This is a genomic window from Sphingomonas sp. SDUR79 (genome assembly GCF_056821745.1).
This window is the reverse complement of record NZ_JBPDIN010000001.1, coordinates 1,617,227-1,632,771: the sequence shown is the minus strand read 5'-3', so window position 1 is coordinate 1,632,771 and position 15,545 is coordinate 1,617,227. Positions and strand designations below refer to the sequence as shown.

The 15,545-nt window shown below is 67.6% G+C and carries 13 protein-coding genes and 1 riboswitch; of the genes, 5 read left to right on the top strand and 8 right to left on the bottom strand.

Translation table 11 applies throughout. From position 1 onward, the window contains the following. Nucleotides 1–2: 2 nt before the first annotated feature. Nucleotides 3–569, top strand: coding sequence for a TMEM165/GDT1 family protein (locus ACRYLO_RS07930; protein WP_482659663.1), 567 nt, complete (start codon nucleotides 3–5; stop codon nucleotides 567–569). Here ACRYLO_RS07930 and ACRYLO_RS07925 read toward each other — a convergent pair. The 5 genes from ACRYLO_RS07925 to ACRYLO_RS07905 all read right to left on the bottom strand — a co-directional run bounded on the left by ACRYLO_RS07925 (nucleotide 566) and on the right by ACRYLO_RS07905 (nucleotide 6,139). After that, on the bottom strand, nucleotides 566–1,333 hold the full coding sequence (locus tag ACRYLO_RS07925; RefSeq protein WP_482659662.1) for an ABC transporter ATP-binding protein: 768 nt from the start codon (nucleotides 1,331–1,333) through the stop codon (nucleotides 566–568). The two genes, ACRYLO_RS07930 and ACRYLO_RS07925, sit on opposite strands and share 4 nt — an antisense overlap. Beyond that, nucleotides 1,330–2,316 carry a FecCD family ABC transporter permease gene (locus ACRYLO_RS07920; RefSeq protein WP_482659661.1) on the bottom strand — a complete coding sequence of 329 codons (987 nt, stop codon included), beginning with the start codon at nucleotides 2,314–2,316 and terminating at the stop codon, nucleotides 1,330–1,332. Before ACRYLO_RS07920 ends, ACRYLO_RS07925 begins: the two co-directional genes overlap by 4 nt. Beyond that, nucleotides 2,313–3,149, bottom strand: a complete 837-nt coding sequence (locus ACRYLO_RS07915) for an ABC transporter substrate-binding protein (protein ID WP_482659660.1) — start codon at nucleotides 3,147–3,149, stop codon at nucleotides 2,313–2,315. The genes ACRYLO_RS07920 and ACRYLO_RS07915 overlap by 4 nt, the downstream gene beginning before the upstream one ends. Further along, nucleotides 3,149–5,083: a TonB-dependent receptor plug domain-containing protein gene (locus tag ACRYLO_RS07910; RefSeq protein ID WP_482659659.1), complete on the bottom strand. Its 1,935-nt coding sequence runs from the start codon at nucleotides 5,081–5,083 to the stop codon at nucleotides 3,149–3,151. The genes ACRYLO_RS07915 and ACRYLO_RS07910 overlap by 1 nt, the downstream gene beginning before the upstream one ends. A gap of 184 nt (nucleotides 5,084–5,267) precedes the next feature. After that, a riboswitch (cobalamin riboswitch) is annotated at nucleotides 5,268–5,487 on the bottom strand. A 94-nt stretch (nucleotides 5,488–5,581) separates the two neighbouring features. Then, nucleotides 5,582–6,139 carry a DUF1993 domain-containing protein gene (locus ACRYLO_RS07905; RefSeq protein WP_482659658.1) on the bottom strand — a complete coding sequence of 186 codons (558 nt, stop codon included), beginning with the start codon at nucleotides 6,137–6,139 and terminating at the stop codon, nucleotides 5,582–5,584. 111 nt (nucleotides 6,140–6,250) lie between these two features. On the opposite strand from ACRYLO_RS07905, the gene ACRYLO_RS07900 reads away from it, so the two are divergent. From ACRYLO_RS07900 to ACRYLO_RS07890, 3 genes are read left to right on the top strand one after another with little or no spacing between them, the layout of a single operon-like run. Further along, nucleotides 6,251–7,051, top strand: coding sequence for an ImuA family protein (locus ACRYLO_RS07900; protein ID WP_482659657.1), 801 nt, complete (start codon nucleotides 6,251–6,253; stop codon nucleotides 7,049–7,051). Next, nucleotides 6,957–8,492 carry a Y-family DNA polymerase gene (locus tag ACRYLO_RS07895; RefSeq protein WP_482659656.1) on the top strand — a complete coding sequence of 512 codons (1,536 nt, stop codon included), beginning with the start codon at nucleotides 6,957–6,959 and terminating at the stop codon, nucleotides 8,490–8,492. Before ACRYLO_RS07900 ends, ACRYLO_RS07895 begins: the two co-directional genes overlap by 95 nt. Further along, nucleotides 8,489–11,827, top strand: a complete 3,339-nt coding sequence (locus ACRYLO_RS07890) for an error-prone DNA polymerase (protein WP_482659655.1) — start codon at nucleotides 8,489–8,491, stop codon at nucleotides 11,825–11,827. Before ACRYLO_RS07895 ends, ACRYLO_RS07890 begins: the two co-directional genes overlap by 4 nt. A gap of 104 nt (nucleotides 11,828–11,931) precedes the next feature. Here the strand turns inward: ACRYLO_RS07890 and ACRYLO_RS07885 are convergent, their stop codons facing one another. Further along, the gene (locus ACRYLO_RS07885; RefSeq protein WP_482659654.1) at nucleotides 11,932–12,363 is read right to left on the bottom strand and encodes an organic hydroperoxide resistance protein; all 432 of its coding nucleotides are present in this window, start codon (nucleotides 12,361–12,363) and stop codon (nucleotides 11,932–11,934) included. Between the two features lie 23 nt (nucleotides 12,364–12,386). Continuing rightward, entirely contained in the window at nucleotides 12,387–13,403 is a 1,017-nt protein-coding gene (locus ACRYLO_RS07880; RefSeq protein WP_482659653.1) for an alpha/beta hydrolase, read from the bottom strand. A gap of 113 nt (nucleotides 13,404–13,516) precedes the next feature. On the opposite strand from ACRYLO_RS07880, the gene ACRYLO_RS07875 reads away from it, so the two are divergent. Beyond that, nucleotides 13,517–13,999 carry a MarR family winged helix-turn-helix transcriptional regulator gene (locus tag ACRYLO_RS07875; RefSeq protein WP_482659652.1) on the top strand — a complete coding sequence of 161 codons (483 nt, stop codon included), beginning with the start codon at nucleotides 13,517–13,519 and terminating at the stop codon, nucleotides 13,997–13,999. A 92-nt stretch (nucleotides 14,000–14,091) separates the two neighbouring features. Here the strand turns inward: ACRYLO_RS07875 and uxaC are convergent, their stop codons facing one another. Further along, nucleotides 14,092–15,531 carry a glucuronate isomerase gene (uxaC, locus tag ACRYLO_RS07870; RefSeq protein ID WP_482659651.1) on the bottom strand — a complete coding sequence of 480 codons (1,440 nt, stop codon included), beginning with the start codon at nucleotides 15,529–15,531 and terminating at the stop codon, nucleotides 14,092–14,094. Nucleotides 15,532–15,545 lie beyond the last annotated feature (14 nt).

Here is a 15,545-nt window from a genome sequence, read left to right as displayed (position 1 = left end):
GTTTGGAAGCCTTTCTCACCTCCACCGCCGTCGTCGCGCTCGCCGAAATCGGCGACAAGACGCAATTGCTCGCGATCCTGCTGGCGACGCGGTTCAAGCGGCCCTTGCCGATCGTCGCGGGCATTCTTGTCGCGACCCTCGCCAACCATTTCCTCGCGGCGCTGGTGGGGCAACAGGCGGCGGCGCTGCTGGAGGGGGTCTGGTTCCGCTACCTGATCGCTGCCTCCTTCATCGCGATGGCGGCGTGGACCCTGGTCCCCGACAAGATCGACGATCTGGAGGACAAGCCCGCGCGCTTCGGGCCGTTCCTCACCACCACTATCGCCTTCTTCCTGGTCGAAATGGGCGACAAGACCCAGATCGCGACGGTGGCACTCGGCGCCCGCTTTGCGGAGGTCGGCTGGGTCACGGCGGGCACTACGCTCGGCATGATGCTGGCGAACGTCCCCGCGGTCTATCTGGGCAACGAACTGGTCAAGCGCGTGCCGATGAAGACCGTGCGCATCGTCGCCGCTTTGCTGTTCCTCGCCATCGGCATCTGGGTGCTGGCCCAGACGATAGGGGGTTAATCCAGGAAGCGGATCGTCGGGCCATATTCGTCGCGGACGATCCGCACCTGCACGTCGTAGAGTGCGGACAGCGTCTGCTCGCGCATCACCTCGGGGGCCGGACCGGCGGCGAGAATCCGTCCCTCGCGCACCGCGACCACATCGTCGGCAAAGCGGAAGGCCAGGTCGATGTCGTGGATCGCCATCACCACCGTCCGCCCGGCATCGGCGCGCGCACGCAACCGGCGCATCGCATCGATCGCGTGGCGAGGGTCGAGATCGGCGGTCGGCTCGTCGACGATCAGCAGTTCGGGATCGCCGACGATCGCACGCGCAAGCAGCACGCGCGCCAGCTCCCCCCCCGACAGGTCGGTGGCGGGCCGGTCGCGCAGGCCGAGCAGGTCGCACTCCTCCAGCGCGCGGTCGATCGCGGGCAGCAACGCGGCGGGCAGCCCGCCAAATGCCGGAAGCTGGGGCAGCAGGCCCAGCGCGACCACTCGCTCGACGCTGATCGGCCAGTCCACGCCGACACGCTGGGGCAGATACGCCCGCCGCCGCGCCAGCTCCTGTCGCCGCAGCGCGGGCAGGGGGGTGTCGCCCAGCCGGACGCTGCCGCGCTCCGGCGTCAGCAGCCCCGCCGCGACCTCGAGCAGGCTGGACTTGCCCGCGCCATTGGGGCCGATGACGGCGGTCAGGCGCCCCGCCGCGAACCGCGCGTCGACGCCATCGAGCACCAGCCGCCCGCCGCGCTTCAGGGTAATCGCTTCGAGGGTGAGCGCGGTCATGGCGTCCGGCTCCGCATCCGCAGCACCAGCCACAGGAAGAAGGGCGCGCCGACCAACGCGGTGAACACGCCGAGATGGATCGGGCTGTCGAGCCGGATCAGCCGCGTGGCGATGTCGGCCGCAGTCAGCAGCGCCGCGCCCGCCAGCGCTGCAGGAACCAGCGTCGCGCCCGGGCGATGCCCGACAAACGGCCGCACCAGATGCGGCGCGACCAGCCCGATAAATCCGATCGTCCCGACCACGGCGGTCGCTGCGCCAACACCCAGCCCGGTGCCCGCAAGCGCCAGCAGCCGCGTGCGCCGCACATCGACGCCCAGGCTCTCCGCCTGCAATTCGCCCAGCGCCAGCGCATCGAGCGACCGGGCGGTGGCGAGCAGCGCGCCGCCACCGAGCAGGATCAGCGGCGCGGCCAGCAGGATCTCCTCCCACCCACGATTGGCGAGCGACCCCATCAGCCAGGTCATGATCTCATAAGCCGCATAGGGATTGGGCGCGAGGTTGAGCGCAAGGCTGATGCCAGCGCCCGCAAGGCTCGAAATCGCAGCCCCAGCGAGGATCAGCGCCAACGTCCCCCCACCGCGCGCAAGCAGCAACGCCGCAAACCCCGCCGCCATCGCTCCGGCCAGCCCCGCCAAGGGAGCAGCCAGCGGCGCGACCGCCGCCAGCCCGTAATAGATCGCGATCACCGCACCCAGCGACGCGCCGCCCGAAATGCCGAGCAGCCCAGGCTCGGCCAGCGGATTGCGCAGCAACCCCTGCAACACCGCACCCGACAGCCCGAGGACCGCGCCGGTCAGCACGCCGAGCAGCATGCGCGGCATGCGGATCTCGGTGATGACCACGCCGGTCAGCCGTGCCGCCCCGCTGGTCTCGCCGCCGAGCCATCCGGCATAATCGAGCCCCAACGTGCCGATGCCGAGCGAGATCAGCGCCAGCACCAGCGTCAGCAGGACCAGCACCGGAATCAGCAACCGCCCGCTCATCGCGCCGCCTCAAGCTGATCGCGCAGAACGGCCGCCGCCTCGGCGATCAGCGGCGTGCCGCAGATATAGGCGCGCGGGCTGACGCTGACCTGCCGCCCGGCCCATTGCCTGCGCACCAGCGGCTGCCGCGCGACGCGATCGCGCAGGCTCTGCCCAACCACGCCGCCGACTGGCGCGACCAGGATATCGGGGTTCAGCGCCAGCAACGCCTCGACATCGGTGCCGGCGACGCCCTCCTTCGCCGCATTGCGCGCGCCCGCCGCGTCGAGCACCGCGTCGTACAGCGCGCCCTCGCCGCGCGAGAGGCCATCGCCGCTCCACGACGCGACGCGCAGGTTGAGTGGCGGGCGGCGCGCCAGATCGGCAAGCCGCGCGTCCATCCCCGCGATCAGTGCCTCGCCGCGCTCGACGGTGCCGAACTGCGCGGCAAGCGTACGGACGGTGGCGCGGATCTCGTCGAAACTCTGCGGCTGCGCGACCTCGACCATCGGAAAGCCGAAGCGGCGCAGCGCCGCGCGGGTGGCCGCAGATCCAAAGCTGTCGGCGACGATCAGGTCCGGCTGCTGCCGCACCACATCCTCGATCTCACCGCGATTGACCGCCACGTCGCGCGCCCGCGCTGCCATCAGCGACAGCAACGGATCGCGCGACAGCCAGGTGACCGATGCGATCCGATCGGGCGGCAGCAGCATCAGCACCAGCTGGTCGGTACACTGGTTGATCGACATGACGCGCATTGGCAACGCGGCTTGCGCACGCGGCGGCGGAGCGCTGCCGGTCGAAACCGGCAGCGTCATCACCGCGATCGCCAATGCGATGCCAACGCGTTGCATTACAGCTTTACGCGCACACCGGCGAACGCGCCGATGCCGGGGGTCGCAAAGCTGAACACCTCTTCGTAATCGACGTCGAACAGGTTCTCGACGCGGCCGAACAACTGCACCTTCTCCACCACGTCGAACGCGATGTTCAGGTTCACCAGCGTGTACGGCTTCAGCGACACCCGCACCGGGGTGTAGCTGGGGTCGGTGAAGGCGACATCGGTCATCCGCCCGTTATGCCGCACGGTCAGCGTCGTCGAAAGCCGCTCGTCGCTGGAGATATAGGTCGCGTTGAAGCTGGCGATGTCGCCCGGCCGCCGCACTTCCTCGACGCCGTTTTCTTCGGCATCGAGATGCGTGTAGCTCGCGTCGAACCGTAGCTGTGGGATGGGACGCGCGCTCGCGAACAGTTCGACGCCATGCTGCTTGGACAGGGTCGTGCGATTGGCCGGCGTCGCGACATAGGTCGGGGCGGGGTAGGTCGTGTAGATCTCGCCCTTCAGCGTGGAATCGAAGTAGGTCGCGCCGAACGTGATCGACTCGTCGGCGAAGCTCTGCTCGATCCCGGCTTCCCAGCCTTCCGACTTTTCCGGCTTCAAATTCGGGTTGCCGATATAGCGGCCGTCCGAAAAGCCGTAGAGTTCGTAATAGCCCGGATTCTTGACCCCGGTGCCATAGGCGCCGCGCACGCGCGTGCCGGTGGGCAGGCGATAGCTGCCCTGCACGCGCCAGGTGGTGGCGTCGTCGAAGCGGTTATTGTCGTCGTGCCGCACCGACGCGCCGCCCGCGAAGCCGCCAGCGGTCAGCTCATATTGCGCGACCAGGCCGAGATTGTCGGTGCTGCGCTTGCCGGTAAAGGCGTCGTACGGCGACCCTGTGCCCGGCGTGGTATTGCGGAACTCCTCACGCTCGACATCGACCGCGCCGGTCAGGCGGTGGGTCACCGCGTCGCTGCCGAAGCGCAGGCTGGATACCAGCGAGCCCTTGTAGCGCGTGCCGACATTGCCGAAATCGACCACGTCATTGGCGCGGAACATCGTCCGCTCGGTATCGGCGAACTGGCCCGTGAGGCTTGTGGTCCAGCGCCCGTCGAGCGCGCTGAATTGGGCGCTGAGCAGGCCGTAAAATCCGCGATTGCGGTAATGCACGCCGGGGCTGTCGATCGTGTAGCCGAAGGTCGGGCTGGCCGGGTTGCCGTCGCTATTGTTCGCGTCGGCATCGGTCACCGCATAGCGCAGCACGCCGGTCAGCGTCAGGCTGTCGCTCGGCGTCCAGTTGAACTTGCCGCTCAGCGCGCCGCTTTCCGACCCGACATTGCGGGTGCCGCCGCGTGCGGTCGGGGTGCCATCGGTCAGATAGCCGGTCGCCGAAAGTGCGTAATCGAAATCCCCAGAAACGCCCGCCGCGCGCGCCGCAGCGCTCACCGTGCCGAACGAACCGCCCTCGATCCGCGCGCTGAACCCCGGTGCCTCGCGGCCCGTCAGCGTGAGGTAGTGGATCACGCCGCCGATCGCGTCGGAACCATAGAGCGAGCTTTGCTGACCGCGCAGCACCTCGACCCGCGCTGCGCTGTCCGCGAGGACGCCGCTGAAATCGAATTCACCCTGGAACGGGTCGGATACCTCGATCCCGTCGATCAGCGTGAGGACATGGTTGCCCTCGGTCCCGCGGATGCGGACCTGCGTCAGCCCGCCGATCTGGCGGCTGACCGCGACGCCCGGCACATCGCGCAGCACGTCGGACAGATTGCGCGTCTGACGCTGCTCCAGCGCCTCAGCATCGATCACAGTGACAGACGCGCCGACCTCATCGACGGGGACGGCTTCGCCGGAGCGCGATGCGGTGACGACCACCGTCTCGCTGGCGTCTTCGGCAATGACAGTCTCGCGCGCAAACGCAGGCGATGCCGCAGCGATGGCGAGTGTGGATACGGACAGTAACTTCAACATGGGAAACTTGACCCCCGGCGCCGTGCAACGAGGGCAGGGGCCTGCCGTCCAGTCTGAACGGCTGGTATGCACGCGCCAGCCGGGCGCATGAACGCCTGACGCACGACACCGATGCGGCCCCCGCCGCTTGGTTCGTCGCTCAGACGGAGGACCGTGCCGCGGCCATTCCCTGGACCAAGGCAAGAGCGACCATGCGCCGGCAGGTCTCCTGGCTCGCGGGTCAGGGCTTGATGCACGGCCTTCCCAGACGGATGTCCAGTGGCTGCTCCCCCGAAAGGAGCCGGTGCATCGCGCTCACCGCTTACAGTTGCAGGGACAGCTGCGGATTTGGACGGCCAAGGCCACCCGCACCGCATTCCCGTTTAAGCCCCTTTCGGGGCACCGGCGCGATCATGAAACAGGGGGTCGCCCCCAAGTTCCGAGTGGGTCTTTACGCCCGCGTCTGTGGCTCGGCAAGCTTAATATAAAGAATTCTTTATATCTTGCGGATGACGCTTAGCTGCCCGGTGCGGTGCCGGGGCGGAGGTAGGCGAACATGTGCGCCACATAATCGACCTTGCCCAATTCCACCCCCTGTGCGCGGAGGATCGCGTAGGCAGTCATCAGGTGGAAGTAGAATTGCGGCAGCGCCCAATCGCGCACGAACTGCTCCGCCGTCAGGTCGAACACCATGCCTTGGGGTAGCGCGTGGGCAATCGGTGCCGCCGGATTGATCGCAGGCATGTCGCCGCGAACCTGTTCCAGCAGCGCGAGCGTCTGTGCAATCCGCGCACGGGCATCGGCGATCGTGCCGGGGCGCTCGCCGGCGTTGCGGCCCTCGTCGAGCAATTCGGTGACCGCTGCGGGGAATGCCTCGCCGCGTAGGCGGTACACGCCCTCCTGCGCCTGAACGCAGGCAAAGCGGATCTGGGTTGCGAGCGGGAACATGTCGGGCGCCAGTCGCGCCGCCATGATCGCGTCGGCGCTGCCCTGCGCCTCGGCCTTGCCCAGCCAGCCCGACAAGGCACCCAGCATCTGGACATAGGTCGGAACGATCAGATCGGGCAGGGTCACGCGGGTCTCCTTTTGGCGAGTAACGTCCGATCTAGGCGACGTTCCAGCGATGCGCCACCAATTCCGGCCAACCGCATATACAGTCCGAAAAACAGAACATATAAAGAACACATGCGTGTCGATTCGCTCTCCCTGATTCAACGGCGCATCGCGTTGATCGAACGCGGTGGCCGTGCTGCGACCGAGGCTGCGGGGCATGCGCCGACCGGGCATGACCGGATCGATTGCGCGCTGGGTGGCGGCGTCATGCGCGCGCGGGTGCATGAACTGGTGGCGGAGAGTGCCGCCGAAGCGGGAAGCGGGGCGGGATTTGCCGGCGTGCTGGCGCATCGGCTGGGCGGCGAGATGATCTGGCTGCGCGAACGCGATGCCGAGCTGCGCCAGGGTCAGTTGCACGCCCCCGGTGTCGCCGCGATCGGCATCGATCCGGCGCGGTTGCTGCTGGGGGTGTTGCCCGATGCGGCGGCGGTGCTGCGGGCGGCGGCGGATGCGGTGCGCTGCGCCGGGCTGGGCAGCGTCGTGATCGAGCTGTGGGGCAATCCGCGTGCCTATGACCTCACGGCCAGCCGACGCCTGGCGCTGTTGGCGGAAGCGTCGGGGGTGACTGCGCTGCTGCTGCGGGTGGGCGGCGCGGTGGCGCCGAGTGCCGCACAGACGCGGATCGGGGTGTCGCCGGCGCCGTCGGTGCCGCTGGCCGCCGATGCGCCGGGATATCCGGCCTGGACGGTCGAATTGCAGCGCCAGCGCGGTCGACCGGCAGGCGGCATCTGGCGGGTGGAATGGGATCGGGAACACGGCCAATTACGGGATCAAGATCATGACGCGGCGACGCTATCTGGCGCTGTTCCTTCCCTTTCTGGCGACCGACCGGCTGGTGCGATCGGGGCCGCCGGACTCCGCCGCACGGGATAGCGCACCGCGCGTTGTGGTCGAGCGGCAGCGTGGCGCGATCCGGCTGACCGCGTGCGATCCGGAGGCGATGGCGCTGGGGCTGACGCCCGGCGTGACGCTCGCCGATGCGCGGGCGCGCGTGCCCGACCTGGCGGTGGCGGACGCCGATCCGGTCGCCGACCTGCTGTGGCTGGAGCGGATTGCCGATGCGTGCGACCGGTTCACGCCGCGCGTCGCGATCGAGCCGCCCGACGGGCTGGTGCTCGACATCACCGGCTGCGCGCATCTGTTCGGTGGCGAATATGGGTTGCTGGAGGCGGTCGAGGCGCGGATGCGGCGCTGGACCGGGCATCTGCGCCATGCCCTGGCCGATACGCCCGAAGGCGCGCGGGCGCTGGCGCGGTTTCAGACGGCTCCGGCGGCGAGCGAGGCGGCGGCGTTGCGGCGCCTGCCGGTCGCGGCGCTGGAGCTGGAGAGCGAGACAGAGGCGGCGTTGCGGGGGGCGGGCCTCAAGACCATCGACGACCTGGTCTCCCGTCCCACCGGCCCGCTGGCGGCGCGGTTCGGGGCCGACCTGCCCGATTTGCTGGCGCGTATTCTGGGAAAGTCGGGCAAGCCGATCGCGCCGCGCCACACCGCCCCCGCCTGGCAGTTCGAACGCCGCTTTGCCGAGCCGATTGCGCGCGCCGACGCGGCGTTGACCGTGATCGGCGAACTGGCGGCAGAAGCGGGGCAGGCGATGGAGGCGCGTCGTCAAGGCGGGCGGCGCTTTACCGCACGGCTGTTTCGCAGCGATGGGCATGTCGTCGATCTGGCGATCGATTGCGGACAGCCGTTGCGCGATCCGGCGCGGATCATGCGGCTGTTCACCGAGCGGATCGGCGCACTGTCCGACCCGATCGACCCGGGGTTCGGGTTCGACATGATCCGGCTGTCGGTGCCGCGCGCCGAGCCGCTCGATTTTGCCCAGCTCGAACTGGAGGGCGGGGCGGTCCATGCCGAGGATGTTTCGGCGCTGATCGACCGGCTGAGCGTGCGTGCCGGCAGCGGGCGCATCCGCCGCTTCGTGCCGCGCGATTCACATATTCCCGAACAGGCGGTGCTCGCACTGCCCGCGACCGCGAGCGATCGGCAGGACTGGCCAGCGCCGCCCTCGGGTGAGCCGCCATGCCGCCCAATCCATTTGTTCGACCCGCCCCAGCGCGTCGAGGTGATCGCCGAACTGCCCGATGGCCCACCGCGCAGCTTTCGCTGGCAACGCACATTGCACGAGGTGACCCGCTATGAGGGGCCGGAGCGGATTGCCGCCGAATGGTGGCACCGCGCGCCGGGCGATCCCGGCCTGACCCGCGACTATTATCGGGTCGAGGATATGCGCGGGCGGCGCTTGTGGCTGTTCCGGCACGGCCTGAATGACGAGCGGCCCGCGCCGCTCTGGTATGTCCACGGACTGTTCGCGTGACCGGCTTTGCCGAGCTGGTCGCGGCATCGCATTTCTCGTTCCTGCGCGGGGCGTCGCACCCGGCGGACCTGATTGCGCGCGCGATCGAACTTGGCCTCACCGGCATCGGCATTGCCGACCGCAACACGGTGGCGGGCGTCGTCCGCGCCCAGCTGGCCCTGCGTCACGCGCGGACGGCAGCGCAGGAGGCTGGACTGCCGCCGCCCGCATTGAAGTTCGTTCCCAGCGCGCGGCTGGTGTTCGTGGACGGCACCCCGGATATCGTTGCCTATCCCGCCAACCGGCGCGGCTGGGGGCGGCTGACGCGCTTGCTGACGACCGGCAATCTGCGCGCGCAAAAGGGCGACTGCATCCTGCGGCTGGAGGATCTGATCGCGTTCCACGACGATCTGTTGCTGATCGTCCTGCCCGGGTCGAGCGCGGTGGCGCAGCGGGCGCATCGCGATCCGGTCGCGCATGACAGCGATGCACCGGTGCCGCCGCTCGCGCTGGTTCAGCCCGCGGGGTTGCAGCCGCTGCTGACCCGGCTCGCCCGGATCGCGCCGGAGCGGGTGTGGCTGGGAGCGTGCATGGCCCGGCGCGGGGACGATGCGCGGCGGCTGGCGGGGTTGCAGGTGCTGGCGACAGCGGCGGGCGTGCCGCTGATCGCGACCGCCGATGTGCTCTATGCGACGCCGGATTGCCGCCCGCTGCACGATATCCTGACCTGCATTCAGGCCGGCGTGACGATTACCCAGGCCGGGCGGCGGCTGGAGGCGAATGCCGAACGGCACCTGAAATCGCCCGCGGAGATGGCCCGGCTGTTCGCTGCCTGTCCCGACGCGATTGCGCAGACCGGATTGCTGCTCGGCCGCATCGCGTTCGACCTCGATCAGCTACGCTACGAATATCCGCACGAACCAGTGCCGGAGGGCTGGGAGGCGCAGGACTGGCTGGAGCATATCGTCACCGAAGCGGCCAAGGCGCGCTACGGCGCCGTGTTGCCGGACAAGGTCACGGCGTTGCTGGCCGAAGAGTTCGCGCTGATCCGCGCGCGCAACTATGCCTGCTATTTCCTCACCGTGCACGACCTGGTGAAATTCGCGCGCAGCCAGGAGCCGCCGATCCTGTGCCAGGGGCGCGGCAGCGCCGCCAATTCGATCGTATGCTTCCTGCTCGGCGTCACCTCGGTCGATCCCACCGAATATGACCTGCTCTTCTCGCGCTTCGTGTCGGAGGAGCGCGACGAGCCGCCCGACATCGATGTCGATTTCGAACATGAACGGCGCGAGGAGGTGATCCAGTATATCTATCGCCGCTATGGCCGCCACCGCGCCGCCATCGCTGCGACGGTGATCCATTACCGCCCGCGCAGCGCGGTGCGCGAGGTCGGCAAGGCTCTGGGCCTGAGCGAGGACGTCACCGCGCGGATCGTCAGCACCGTATGGGGCAGCTTCAGCCGCGACCTGCCCGACAAGCGGGTGAGCGAAGCGGGGTTCGATCCGGAAGCGCCCGAAATCCGCCGCCTGGTCGACCTGGCCGGGCAATTGCTCGCCGCCCCGTTCCCACGCCATTTGTCGCAGCATGTCGGCGGCTTCGTGCTGACCCAGGACCGGCTGGATGAGACGGTGCCGCTGCACCATGGCGCGATGGAGGGCCGCACCTTCATCGAATGGGACAAGGACGATATCGACGCGCTGTCGATCATGAAGGTCGATGTGCTCGCGCTCGGCATGCTGACCTGCATCCGCAAGGCGTTCGACCTGATCCGCGCGCAGGGGGAGGGCGATCACACGCTGGAGGTCGATCTCCAGTCCGACGATCCCGCCGTCTATGCCATGCTGCAACGGGGCGACAGTGTCGGTGTGTTTCAGGTCGAAAGCCGGGCGCAGATGAACATGCTCCCGCGCCTGAAACCCCGCAATCTCTATGACCTGACGGTGCAGGTCGCGATCGTACGGCCCGGACCGATCAAGGGGGATATGGTCCACCCTTATCTGCGGCGGCGGTGCGGAGAGGAACGGGCCGAGTTTCCCTCACCCAGGCCGCCGCACGATCCCGATGAACTGCGCACGTTGCTCGGCAAGACCTATGGCGTGCCGATCTTTCAGGAACAGGCGATGAAGCTGGCGATCGTCGCGGCCGGCTTTACCCCGTCCGAGGCGAACCAGCTGCGCCGGGCGATGGCGACCTTCCGCAATGTCGGCACGATCGGGCTGTTCGAAGCGAAGATGGTCGATGGCATGGTCGCCAAGGGCTATACGGCGGACTTTGCCCAGCGTTGCTACAACCAGATCAAGGGGTTCGGCAGCTACGGCTTTCCCGAAAGCCATGCGCTGTCGTTCGCGCGGCTGGTCTATGTGTCGTCCTGGATCAAATGCCATCATCCCGCGGCGTTCGCCTGCGCGTTGCTCAATTCGCAGCCGATGGGCTTTTACGCCCCCGCCCAGATCGTTCGAGACGCGCGCGAACATGGGGTCGAGGTCCGCGCAATCGACGTGAACCATAGCGGGTGGGACAACAGCCTGGAGCGCGATGCAGCAGGGGCGTTGGCGCTGCGACTGGGGTTGCGTCAAATCGACGGTTTCCGCGCCGACTGGGCCGATGCGCTGGTGGCGGCGCGCGCCTCGGGGCGGTTCGACGCGATCGAGCCGCTCGCGCGCCGCGCCGACCTGCCCGCGCGTGCGCTGCGGCTGCTGGCCGATGCCGATGCCTATGGATCGCTCGGCCTGTCGCGGCGCGATGCGCTGTGGGAGGCGCGGCGCACGCCGTCGGGCGAGCTTCCACTGTTCGCCGCCGCGCGCGCGCGCGAACTGGGGACCGAACCGGTGATCGACCTGCCCGCCATGCCGCAAAGCGAGGAAGTGGCGGCGGATTACCAGACGATCCGCCTGTCGCTGAAGGACCATCCGATGACCTTCCTGCGCCCGGTACTGCAGGCGGAAGGAGTGCTGAGCTGTGCCGAAACCAGCGCAGCCAAGGCTGGCCGCCGCGTCCGCACCGGCGGCGTCGTGCTGATCCGTCAGCGCCCCGGCAAGGGCAATGCGATCTTCATCACGATCGAGGACGAAACCGGCGTGACCAACATCCTGCTCTGGGCGCGCCTGTTCGAAATCAATCGCCGCGCGGTGATGAGCGCGCGGCTGATGGTGGTCGAAGGGGAAGTCCAGCGTAGCAAGGAGGGGGTGGTCCATCTGATGGCGTCGCGCGTGTTCGACCGAACCGATCTGCTCCGCCGCCTGGCCGACGAAGCGCCACAGCCGGCGCTGTGCCGCCCCGATGAGGTGGCCCGGCCGGTTCAGAACCGCCATCCGCGCGATGTTCGCATCCTGCCGCGATCGCGCGATTTTCACTGACATTCATATCCGCGATCAGTCGGGCAGCACCGGCCCGCCCTGCTGCCGCGCGCACCACAATTGGCCCGGACCGCCTGCGTTCGGTCCGGGCCAATGCGATCGGGTCAGGCGTTTTCCACGATCTTGAGGTCGACCGAAATGTTCCCGCGCACCGCGTGCGAATAGGGGCATACCGTATCGGCCTCAGCGACCAGCGCCTCCGCCTCAACCGGATCGAGACCCGGCAGTGCGATTTCGAGTGTTACGGCAAGGCCAAAGCCCTTGTCCGCGCGTGGCCCGATACCGACCGTTGCGCTGACACTGGGATCAGCGGGCAGGCGCGCATGCTTGCCCTGGGTACCAACGAACTTCATCGCGCTGAGGAAGCAGGCGGCATAGCCCGCGGCGAAGAGCTGTTCCGGGTTGTTGCCCTGGCCGTTGCCGCCCAGTTCCTTCGGCGTGGCCAGCGCCACTTCGAAGGTACCGTCATCGGTGCGCGCCGTGCCGTCGCGACCGCCGGTTGCCGTGGCGCGGGTCGAATAGAGAATCTTGGTCATGTCAGTTTCCTTTCAATTTGGGATCAACGGGCAAAGCTGCTGCGCAAACGCTGGGCACCCTGGGCAATGGCGGCGCGGGCAGGTTCGCTGCCGGCGAGTGCGTTGAGCATGACAAAGTCATGGATGGTGCCGTTATAGCGCGTGACGACGACCGGCACGCCGGCTTCGATCAGGCGGCGGCCATAGGCCTCACCTTCGTCGCGCAGCAGGTCGTTTTCAGCCACGATGACGGTGGCCTCGGGCAGGTCGGTCAGCTGGTCGAGCGACGCGCGCAGTGGGAAGGCGAGCACATCCTTGCGCCGATCGGAGGGGTAGTTCGCCGCCAGGAAATAATCCATCGCGCGGCGGGTCAGGAACGGCCCGTTGCCGAACGCGCGATAGGATGCGTTGTCGGAGACATCGTCGGTGACCGGATAGAAGAGCAACTGATGGCCGATCTTGGGACCGGCGCGATCCTTGGCCATCATCGTGACCGCGATCGCCATGTTGCCGCCCGCGCTGTCGCCCGCAACGGCCAGCCGCGTCGCATCGATGCCAAGCGCAGCGCCGTGCGCCGCGACATATTCCAGCGCGGCATAGGCCTGTTCGTTGTTGACCGGGTAGCGGACTTCCGGCGCATTATCATATTCGACGAAGACAACCGCCGCGCGTGCCTGCACGGCCAGTTCGCGGATCAGGAGATCGTGCGTCTTGCGATCGCCCATCACCCAGCCACCGCCATGATAATACAGCACCGCAGGCAGCGCGCCTTTGGCATCGGCGGGACGCACGATGCGCACCCGCACCTGTCCGGTGGGTCCGATTTTCCAGATCAGATCCTGCGTCGAGGTTGCGGCGGACGCAGCGACCGTATCGGCCTGCACGCTCGCCAGTACGGCGCGGGCGTCGGCATAGGGCAGTTCGTAGATCGGCTTTCCTGCCGCAGCTGCCTTGGCAAAGGCATTCGCGGACGGCTCCAGCGTCTGCGCGATCGCGGGGGCGAACGACAGGGCCAGCAATGCGGTCGAGGCAAGAGCGGCGAGGCGAGGCATGGTGCGCATGATTGACGTTCCCTTCTATATCGAGCGCGATTAAATCGCGTACGATCTAAATAGCGCATGCGCTCATGCTGTCAACCCTTGCGATTAAATCGTGTGCGATTTATATTCTGGGCATGACAGACACTCCCCGTTCCGCCGACCAAGGCGATCCGCTCGATCAGTTCCTGTGCTTCTCGGTTTATGCCGCCGGGCTGGCGTTCAACCGCGTCTACAAGCCGTTGCTCGACCGGTTCGGCATCACCTATCCGCAATATCTCGCGCTGGTCGCGTTGCGCGGCGGTGAGGACCTGACGGTGAGCGCGCTGGGCGCAAGGCTCCACCTCGAATCGAACACGCTCACGCCGCTGATCAAGCGGCTGGAAGCTGCCGGGCTGGTGACCAGAACGCGCGACAGGCAGGATGAGCGGGTCGTCCGTCTCGCGCTGACCGATGCGGGCCATCGTCTGATCGACGAAGCGCTCGGCTGTATTCCCGTCGCGGTGCTCGAAGCGACGGGAATGCAGCTCGAGGAGTTACAGACGTTGAACGGAAAGCTGGCAGCGCTTGGCGCGGCGCTGCGGACCGCCCCGGCATCATCGGGCGGAGTCGCCGACTGACCGGTTCGATTCAGTTGGGACGCGTTGCCAACGGCACCGATCCGCGCTCTCCCCGGGCCCATGCAGTGTGGAACCCGCGACCTGGCACATGTTCAAGCCGTGTTCGGACTTGGAACGGCGTCAATTTTATACGCCTTGCGCACCAGCGTCGATGTCAGGTCGACGGCGAGTTCGGCGGCTTCCCAATCCTGTAACCGCCCTTCGGCGACAAGGCGGGCGAGAAAGGCGCAATCGACTCGCCGGGCGACATCGTGTCGCGCGGGGATCGAGAAGAAGGCGCGGGTGTCATCGTTGAAGCCGACGGTGTTGTAGAAGCCGGCGGTTTCGGTGGTCATCTCGCGGAAGCGGCGCATCCCTTCGGGGCTGTCATGGAACCACCAGGACGGGCCGAGGCGCAGGCAGGGATAATGGCCCGCCAGCGGGGCCAGTTCGCGCGCGTAGCTGCTCTCGTCCAGCGTGAAGAGGATGACGGTCAGGTCGGGTTCGTTGCCGACGACATCGAGCAGGGGCTTGAGCGCGTGCACATAATCGGTGCGGGTCGGGATGTCGGCACCCTTGTCGCGGCCATGGCTGCGGAACAGCTGGGCATTATGGTTGCGACAGGCGCCGGGATGAATCTGCATCGTCATCCCGTCTTCGACGCTCATCTTCGCCATTTCGGTGAGCATCTGGGCGCGGAACAGCTCGGCGTCGGCGGCATTCCATTGGCCGGTGACGATGCGCGCGAACAGCGCTTCGCACTCGGCACGCGACAGGTTCGCGGTCTGCGCGGTGGCGAAGCCGTGATCGGTCGCGGTCGCTCCGGCAGCGCGGAAATCTGCGCGGCGTTTGGCGTGTGCAGCGAGATAGCCGGTCCAGCTGTGCACATCCTCCCCGGTCAGGTCGGCGAACGCCGCGAGCGCGTCGGCAAAGCTCTCATGCTCGACATCGATCACCGAATCGGGGCGATAGGTGGTGACGACGCGGCCCTGCCACCCGGACTGGCGGATCGCGGCATGGTGATGGAGAGGGTCGTCGGCACCTTCGGTGGTGGCGAGGAAATCGATGCGGAAGCGGTCGAACAGCGCTCGGGGCCGATAGTCGGGCGTGGCGAGCGCAGCGTTGATCGTGTCGTAATAGCTGTCGGCGGTGGTCGCATTCAGCGCGACCTCGAACCCGAACACCTCGGCAAAGACATGGTCGAGCCACATGCGCGAAGGCGTGCCGCGGAACAGGTGGTAATTGGCCGCGAACAACCGCCACGCGTCGCGCGGGTCGGTGGCCGGGACGCCATCCTTGCGTGGCACACGCAGCGCATCGAGGTCGATGCCCTGGCTGTAGAGCATACGGAAAACATAATGATCGGGTGCCAGGAACAACTCGGTCGCGTTGTTCCAAGGCGCGTCGGTCGCGAACCATTCCGGGTCGGTATGGCCGTGCGGCGAGACGATCGGCAAATGGGCGATCTCGGCATAAAGCCCACGCGCGATGGCGCGGGTGCGGGGATCGGCTGGAAACAGGCGATCGGGATCGAGCTGAAGCGTGGCGGCCATGATGCTGGGAAAAT

What these genes read in the sequence shown, in the direction of transcription:
- ACRYLO_RS07925 (WP_482659662.1), bottom strand. Translation starts at nt 1,333, where the DNA reads ATGACCGCGCTCACCCTCGAAGCGATTACCCTGAAGCGCGGCGGGCGG.
- ACRYLO_RS07920 (WP_482659661.1), bottom strand. Translation starts at nt 2,316, where the DNA reads ATGAGCGGGCGGTTGCTGATTCCGGTGCTGGTCCTGCTGACGCTGGTG.
- ACRYLO_RS07915 (WP_482659660.1), bottom strand. Translation starts at nt 3,149, where the DNA reads ATGCAACGCGTTGGCATCGCATTGGCGATCGCGGTGATGACGCTGCCG.
- ACRYLO_RS07900 (WP_482659657.1), top strand. Translation starts at nt 6,251, where the DNA reads ATGCGTGTCGATTCGCTCTCCCTGATTCAACGGCGCATCGCGTTGATC.
- ACRYLO_RS07895 (WP_482659656.1), top strand. Translation starts at nt 6,957, where the DNA reads ATGACGCGGCGACGCTATCTGGCGCTGTTCCTTCCCTTTCTGGCGACC.
- ACRYLO_RS07885 (WP_482659654.1), bottom strand. Translation starts at nt 12,363, where the DNA reads ATGACCAAGATTCTCTATTCGACCCGCGCCACGGCAACCGGCGGTCGC.
- ACRYLO_RS07880 (WP_482659653.1), bottom strand. Translation starts at nt 13,403, where the DNA reads ATGCGCACCATGCCTCGCCTCGCCGCTCTTGCCTCGACCGCATTGCTG.
- ACRYLO_RS07875 (WP_482659652.1), top strand. Translation starts at nt 13,517, where the DNA reads ATGACAGACACTCCCCGTTCCGCCGACCAAGGCGATCCGCTCGATCAG.
- uxaC (WP_482659651.1), bottom strand. Translation starts at nt 15,531, where the DNA reads ATGGCCGCCACGCTTCAGCTCGATCCCGATCGCCTGTTTCCAGCCGAT.